General features: G+C 68.6%; 5 protein-coding genes. 2 read left to right on the forward strand and 3 right to left on the reverse strand.

The window, feature by feature from the left end; all coding sequences use genetic code 11:
- A partial coding sequence (locus VGD44_RS18785; protein WP_331089903.1) for a hypothetical protein occupies positions 1 to 196 on the reverse strand: 196 nt, incomplete at its 3' end.
- Between the two features lie 253 nt (positions 197 to 449).
- On the opposite strand from VGD44_RS18785, the gene VGD44_RS18790 reads away from it, so the two are divergent.
- Positions 450 to 1,217: a cyclase family protein gene (locus VGD44_RS18790; protein WP_331089904.1), complete on the forward strand. Its 768-nt coding sequence runs from the start codon at positions 450 to 452 to the stop codon at positions 1,215 to 1,217.
- A 4-nt stretch (positions 1,218 to 1,221) separates the two neighbouring features.
- Here the strand turns inward: VGD44_RS18790 and VGD44_RS18795 are convergent, their stop codons facing one another.
- Positions 1,222 to 1,698 (reverse strand): nuclear transport factor 2 family protein, encoded by a 477-nt coding sequence (locus VGD44_RS18795; protein ID WP_331089905.1) that lies wholly within the window; start codon positions 1,696 to 1,698, stop codon positions 1,222 to 1,224.
- 25 nt (positions 1,699 to 1,723) lie between these two features.
- Between VGD44_RS18795 and VGD44_RS18800 the strand changes: the two genes are divergently transcribed.
- The gene (locus tag VGD44_RS18800) at positions 1,724 to 2,320 is read left to right on the forward strand and encodes a PEPxxWA-CTERM sorting domain-containing protein (protein WP_331089906.1); all 597 of its coding nucleotides are present in this window, start codon (positions 1,724 to 1,726) and stop codon (positions 2,318 to 2,320) included.
- A gap of 62 nt (positions 2,321 to 2,382) precedes the next feature.
- Here VGD44_RS18800 and VGD44_RS18805 read toward each other — a convergent pair.
- Positions 2,383 to 2,586, reverse strand: a 204-nt coding sequence (locus VGD44_RS18805; RefSeq protein WP_331089907.1) for a hypothetical protein, incomplete at its 5' end; no start/stop codon positions are given.

Below are 2,586 nucleotides of genomic sequence, written 5' to 3' on the forward strand. Positions count from 1 at the left end.
TGGCCGCGTCGAGCGTGAACTCGAAGGTGTGCACGAACCCGCCGACGTCGTCGGTGATCGTGGCCGAGAAGCCTTCCGTGCCGTTCAGGTTCAGAAGGGTCGAGTCGATGATATCGAACGTCGTGGCCGCGTTTGCCGCGCTGGCCCCGGCGAGCAGAGTTACGGCGAAGGCCGCAGCACCCAATAGTGTCTTCAAGAGTAGCCTCCCTTGGTTTCGCCGGTACGCGGCGTGGATCCACATGTCCCCACATCCTGAACCCCAGCTTCGCCGCGTAGTTCCGCCACACATTAGCGAATGTGGAAAAAATGTGGCCCGGCGCTACCTTGGCGCGCGACCGGCGCGCCGATTCCCCCGTCAGGGGAGAAATCAGGGGCTCTTCCTTCGGGCACACCCAGGTTTAAGCTGCCGGCGGCAAGACGAGCGGAGGTTCATTGTGGCGCGGCGACTGGTGGATCTTTCAATCCCGATCACCAACGACATCGTGTCGGACCCGGACGTCATGCGGCCGCAAGTGACGTATTCCCGACATAAGGAGACGGTGGGCCAGATCGCCTCGTTCTTTCCGGGGCTCACGGCCGAGGATCTGCCCGACGGCGAGGGCTGGGCGGTCGAGCAGGTGCGGCTGTCCACCCACAACGGCACCCACATGGACGCGCCGTGGCACTTCCACTCCACCACCGATCAGGCCTGCGGGCAGCGACCGGCGCCGACCATCGACCAGGGTCCTCTCGACTACTTCCTGCAGCCGGGGGTGAAGCTCGACTTCCGCCGCTTCGAGGACGGCTATGTCGCCACCGCCGCCGACGTGGAGGCTGAACTCGACCGCATCGGCCATGAGCTGAGGCCGCTGGACATCGTGCTGGTGAACACCGCCGCCGGCGCCGCCTACGGCGACCCCAACTACATCCACAAGGGCTGCGGCATGGGCGAGGAAGCGACCCTCTACCTCACCGAGCGCGGTGTGAAGGTGGTGGGCACCGACGCCTGGTCGTGGGACGCGCCGTTCTCGCACACCGCCCGCAAGTGGGCCGAGACCCACGACCCCAAGATCATCTGGGAAGGCCACAAGGCGGGCCGCATCCGCGAGTACTACCAGATCGAGAAGCTGACCAACCTCGAGGCCCTGCCGGCCGACGGCTTCACCCTCTCCTGCTTCCCGGTGAAGATCGCCGGCGCCTCGGCGGGCTGGATCCGGGCCGTGGCGATCTTCGACTAGTGTCCTATTTGGCCGGGGTCGCCCGCGGGCCGGTCCAGGTCCAGGACTGGATCTTCCAGCCATCGGCGCCCTTGCGCAGGACGTAGGTCATCTGCGCCTCCGCGCGCATGGCCACACCCTTCTCCTTGAACGAGTAGGCGGCGGGGACGATCACATAGGCGCGGTCGCCCGTGACCTCCTCGCGCGTGGCCGGCGAGACCTTCACCATCTGGTCGGTCTGGCCCTTTGCCTTGGCGTCCTTTTCCAGATCGGCGGCCCACGCCTTGAAGGCGCCGGCGCCCTGCCAGAGGTGGGGCGCGGGCTCGTCGACGATCATGACGCCGTCCTTGGCGTGGGCGGCCTCCGCGGCGGCGGCGTCGCCCTTGTTGAAGCTGTCGATGAACTGGTTGATCGGCGCCATCAGCTGGGCGTCGGCGGCCGCGCCGGCGGACGGCGTGGCGATCATCAGGACGCCTATGAGGCCGGCAAGCTTGGTCTTCATCGGATTTCCCCCAGAGATCAACGACATGACACCCTGCTCGGACTACACCCGCTGGCGGAACGACGCTATCCCAATCAGCCGTGGGGGACGCTCAGCCTATCGCTCGCGGTACGTCAGCGAGTATGTGTTCGACATCGGCGAGGGCTTCCACAACACCTCGGCGGTCTTCGACTACGTGTTCGGCGGCAGCGCCTTCGGGCTGACCTCGCCGGGCGTGTCGGGGAAGCTGACGATCAACGGCAATTCGGTGTCGTTCACCGGCGGCTACGTCGGCCAGCACGGCTACTGGGTCGGGCAGTTCAGCCACAGCGTCATCGACGACATCGTGGGCGGCGTGTGGAGCGGGATGTCCGACGTGCTCTACTTCGACGCGCCTAAGGACCTGGGGACGTCGTTCGCGGCCACCGGGACCGGCGGCAACGGCTCGTTCCACATCTGCAACTGGTGGGAGGGGGTCGGCTGTGCGGCCGAGATCCCGGCCCTGCAGGGCATCACGAGCGGCGACCGCGTGAGCGTGCGGGCGGGCGGCGTTCCCGAGCCGGGCACATGGGCGCTGGCCATCCTGGGCTTCGGCCTGGCCGGCGCGGCGCTGCGGCGATCGCGGGCCCTGGCGCAGGCCTAGGATTGACTGCAGCCGGCACCATCACCCACGGGGCGAGGCGTCATGGCTGACCAGCCTGGCGCCTAGCCCTTCTTTCCGCCGCCGCCGCCGGAACCGCCGGAACCACCGCCAGAGCCGCCGGCGCCACCCGAACCGCCTGAGCCGCCCGAACCGCCGGAGCCGCCGCCGGAACCGCCGGAACCGCCGGAGCCGCCGCCGCCGCCGCCGCCACCGCCGCCGGAGCCACCCGAACCGCCAGAGCCGCCCGAACCGCCGCCACCGCCGCC

It is taken from the genome of Phenylobacterium sp., assembly GCF_036402295.1.
In the GTDB taxonomy this organism is placed as follows: Bacteria; Pseudomonadota; Alphaproteobacteria; order Caulobacterales; family Caulobacteraceae; genus Phenylobacterium.